The 2799-nt window shown below is 48.6% G+C and carries 26 tRNA genes and 1 rRNA gene; all 27 read left to right on the top strand.

Annotated elements, in window-relative coordinates:
* Nucleotides 1–140 precede the first annotated feature (140 nt).
* Nucleotides 141–255 (top strand): 5S ribosomal RNA (gene rrf / locus IDG65_RS13870).
* Nucleotides 256–266: 11 nt separating this feature from the next.
* Nucleotides 267–342 (top strand) — tRNA-Val (locus tag IDG65_RS13865).
* Nucleotides 343–358: 16 nt separating this feature from the next.
* Nucleotides 359–434: transfer RNA gene (locus IDG65_RS13860), tRNA-Thr, on the top strand.
* Between the two features lie 5 nt (nucleotides 435–439).
* Nucleotides 440–515, top strand: a tRNA-Lys gene (locus IDG65_RS13855).
* A gap of 3 nt (nucleotides 516–518) precedes the next feature.
* Nucleotides 519–600 (top strand) — tRNA-Leu (locus IDG65_RS13850).
* Nucleotides 601–603: 3 nt separating this feature from the next.
* Nucleotides 604–678, top strand: a tRNA-Gly gene (locus IDG65_RS13845).
* Nucleotides 679–688: 10 nt separating this feature from the next.
* Nucleotides 689–777: transfer RNA gene (locus IDG65_RS13840), tRNA-Leu, on the top strand.
* A gap of 18 nt (nucleotides 778–795) precedes the next feature.
* Nucleotides 796–869: transfer RNA gene (locus tag IDG65_RS13835), tRNA-Arg, on the top strand.
* Nucleotides 870–878: 9 nt separating this feature from the next.
* Nucleotides 879–952, top strand: a tRNA-Pro gene (locus IDG65_RS13830).
* 17 nt (nucleotides 953–969) lie between these two features.
* Nucleotides 970–1045, top strand: a tRNA-Ala gene (locus IDG65_RS13825).
* A gap of 21 nt (nucleotides 1046–1066) precedes the next feature.
* Nucleotides 1067–1140, top strand: a tRNA-Met gene (locus tag IDG65_RS13820).
* A gap of 28 nt (nucleotides 1141–1168) precedes the next feature.
* A tRNA-Ile gene (locus IDG65_RS13815) sits at nucleotides 1169–1242 on the top strand.
* A gap of 9 nt (nucleotides 1243–1251) precedes the next feature.
* Nucleotides 1252–1341, top strand: a tRNA-Ser gene (locus IDG65_RS13810).
* Nucleotides 1342–1351: 10 nt separating this feature from the next.
* Nucleotides 1352–1427, top strand: a tRNA-Asp gene (locus IDG65_RS13805).
* 38 nt (nucleotides 1428–1465) lie between these two features.
* Nucleotides 1466–1558: transfer RNA gene (locus IDG65_RS13800), tRNA-Ser, on the top strand.
* Nucleotides 1559–1572: 14 nt separating this feature from the next.
* Nucleotides 1573–1646: transfer RNA gene (locus IDG65_RS13795), tRNA-Met, on the top strand.
* 9 nt (nucleotides 1647–1655) lie between these two features.
* Nucleotides 1656–1731 (top strand) — tRNA-Asp (locus IDG65_RS13790).
* A gap of 18 nt (nucleotides 1732–1749) precedes the next feature.
* A tRNA-Phe gene (locus IDG65_RS13785) sits at nucleotides 1750–1822 on the top strand.
* 7 nt (nucleotides 1823–1829) lie between these two features.
* Nucleotides 1830–1905: transfer RNA gene (locus IDG65_RS13780), tRNA-Thr, on the top strand.
* Nucleotides 1906–1910: 5 nt separating this feature from the next.
* A tRNA-Tyr gene (locus tag IDG65_RS13775) sits at nucleotides 1911–1991 on the top strand.
* A gap of 15 nt (nucleotides 1992–2006) precedes the next feature.
* Nucleotides 2007–2080 (top strand) — tRNA-Trp (locus tag IDG65_RS13770).
* 2 nt (nucleotides 2081–2082) lie between these two features.
* Nucleotides 2083–2155: transfer RNA gene (locus tag IDG65_RS13765), tRNA-His, on the top strand.
* A gap of 11 nt (nucleotides 2156–2166) precedes the next feature.
* A tRNA-Gln gene (locus tag IDG65_RS13760) sits at nucleotides 2167–2238 on the top strand.
* 5 nt (nucleotides 2239–2243) lie between these two features.
* Nucleotides 2244–2317, top strand: a tRNA-Cys gene (locus IDG65_RS13755).
* A gap of 7 nt (nucleotides 2318–2324) precedes the next feature.
* A tRNA-Gly gene (locus IDG65_RS13750) sits at nucleotides 2325–2399 on the top strand.
* Between the two features lie 13 nt (nucleotides 2400–2412).
* Nucleotides 2413–2487 (top strand) — tRNA-Gly (locus IDG65_RS13745).
* Nucleotides 2488–2525: 38 nt separating this feature from the next.
* Nucleotides 2526–2609, top strand: a tRNA-Leu gene (locus IDG65_RS13740).
* Nucleotides 2610–2799 lie beyond the last annotated feature (190 nt).

The raw sequence follows: 2799 nt of genomic DNA, 5'->3' as shown, positions 1-2799 counted from the left end.
TAGGTTCGAGGTGGAAGCATGGTGACATGTGGAGCTGACGAATACTAATCGATCGAAGACTTAATCAAAATAAATGTTTTGCGAAGCAAAATCACTTTTACTTACTATCTAGTTTTGAATGTATAATTTACATTCACATGTCTGGTGACTATAGCAAGGAGGTCACACCTGTTCCCATGCCGAACACAGAAGTTAAGCTCCTTAGCGTCGATGGTAGTCGAACTTACGTTCCGCTAGAGTAGAACGTTGCCAGGCAGTTTTAAATCGGAGAATTAGCTCAGCTGGGAGAGCATCTGCCTTACAAGCAGAGGGTCGGCGGTTCGAACCCGTCATTCTCCACCATTTATTCTTACATATTGCCGGCCTAGCTCAATTGGTAGAGCAACTGACTTGTAATCAGTAGGTTGGGGGTTCAAGTCCTCTGGCCGGCACCATGGAAGAGCCATTAGCTCAGTTGGTAGAGCATCTGACTTTTAATCAGAGGGTCAGAGGTTCGAATCCTCTATGGCTCACCATTTGCGGGTGTGGCGGAATTGGCAGACGCACTAGACTTAGGATCTAGCGCCTTACGGCGTGGGGGTTCGACTCCCTTCACCCGCATATGCAGAAGTAGTTCAGCGGTAGAATACAACCTTGCCAAGGTTGGGGTCGCGGGTTCGAATCCCGTCTTCTGCTCCATTTTTATAGTGCCGGGGTGGCGGAACTGGCAGACGCACAGGACTTAAAATCCTGCGGTGAGTGATCACCGTACCGGTTCGATTCCGGTCCTCGGCACCATTTTCAATAAAAACATATGCGCCCGTAGCTCAATTGGATAGAGCGTTTGACTACGGATCAAGAGGTTATGGGTTCGACTCCTATCGGGCGCGTTAATTATACGGGAAGTAGCTCAGCTTGGTAGAGCACTTGGTTTGGGACCAAGGGGTCGCAGGTTCGAATCCTGTCTTCCCGATATACTGTAATTATTATGGGGGCTTAGCTCAGCTGGGAGAGCGCCTGCTTTGCACGCAGGAGGTCAGCGGTTCGATCCCGCTAGTCTCCACCATATTATTTACAAACTATATAAGGCGGTGTAGCTCAGCTGGCTAGAGCGTACGGTTCATACCCGTGAGGTCGGGGGTTCGATCCCCTCCACCGCCACTATTTATTAGTTGTAAAATTATATTTAGGACCTTTAGCTCAGTTGGTTAGAGCTAACGGCTCATAACCGTTCGGTCGCAGGTTCGAGTCCTGCAAGGTCCATATAATTTTGGAGGAATACCCAAGTCCGGCTGAAGGGATCGGTCTTGAAAACCGACAGGGGCTTAACGGCTCGCGGGGGTTCGAATCCCTCTTCCTCCGTTTTACTAATGGTCTCGTAGTGTAGCGGTTAACACGCCTGCCTGTCACGCAGGAGATCGCGGGTTCGATTCCCGTCGAGACCGCCATTTAATTTTATAATTAATAGCGATTTACCTATAATAATGGAGGAATACCCAAGTCCGGCTGAAGGGATCGGTCTTGAAAACCGACAGGGCCTTAACGGGCCGCGGGGGTTCGAATCCCTCTTCCTCCGCCATTATTTTTTATTATCGCGGGATGGAGCAGTTCGGTAGCTCGTCGGGCTCATAACCCGAAGGTCGGTGGTTCAAATCCGCCTCCCGCAATATTTTATAGGTCTCGTAGTGTAGCGGTTAACACGCCTGCCTGTCACGCAGGAGATCGCGGGTTCGATTCCCGTCGAGACCGCCATCATTACATTTTTATTATGGTTCAGTAGCTCAGTTGGTAGAGCAATGGATTGAAGCTCCATGTGTCGGCAGTTCGACTCTGTCCTGAACCATTTCTTAGCCGGCCTAGCTCAATTGGTAGAGCAACTGACTTGTAATCAGTAGGTTGGGGGTTCAAGTCCTCTGGCCGGCACCATTTATGGAGGGGTAGCGAAGTGGCTAAACGCGGCGGACTGTAAATCCGCTCCTTCGGGTTCGGCAGTTCGAATCTGCCCCCCTCCATTTATTATTTTTAATAGGGGCATAGTTCAACGGTAGAATAGAGGTCTCCAAAACCTTTGGTGTGGGTTCGATTCCTACTGCCCCTGCCATGGCGGCTGTGGTGAAGTGGTTAACACATCGGATTGTGGTTCCGACATTCGAGGGTTCGATCCCCTTCAGCCGCCCTTATTATTAATGGGCTATAGCCAAGCGGTAAGGCAACGGACTTTGACTCCGTCACTCGTTGGTTCGAATCCAGCTAGCCCAGTTATTGGCGGCATAGCCAAGTGGTAAGGCAGAGGTCTGCAAAACCTTTATCACCGGTTCAAATCCGGTTGCCGCCTCCAGGTTTATGCGGGAGTAGTTCAACTTTTAGAACACGTTCCTTCCCGGAACGAGGTATAGGTGTAAATCCTATCTTCCGCTCCATAATTTAATATTTGCGGGAGTAGTTCAACTTTTAGAACACGTTCCTTCCCGGAACGAGGTATAGGTGTAAATCCTATCTTCCGCTCCATAATTGCTTCCAAAGGGAAGTTTTTTGTTTACCATTAAGCCGGTGTGGCGGAATTGGCAGACGCGCGGGACTCAAAATCCCGTTCCACTTGTGGAGTGTCGGTTCGACCCCGACCACCGGTATAATTAACTGTTATTTACATAACATAACGTATTAGAAACCTTGTAAAACAAGGTTTCTTTTTATTGTAAAAAGAAAACCATACGCTATGCGTATGGTTCAGAAAAGGTTCTACCATTGTCACAAAAAATGCATCTCTACGTGCTAGAATAAATATTGGTCAGCCAACCAAAATAATCAACACGAGGAGAT

Source organism: Staphylococcus sp. EG-SA-17 (assembly GCF_017151845.1).
In the GTDB taxonomy this organism is placed as follows: domain Bacteria; phylum Bacillota; class Bacilli; order Staphylococcales; family Staphylococcaceae; genus Staphylococcus; species Staphylococcus aureus.
The sequence above is the reverse complement of the archived record's forward strand: the minus strand, read 5'-3'. Positions and strand labels throughout refer to the sequence as shown.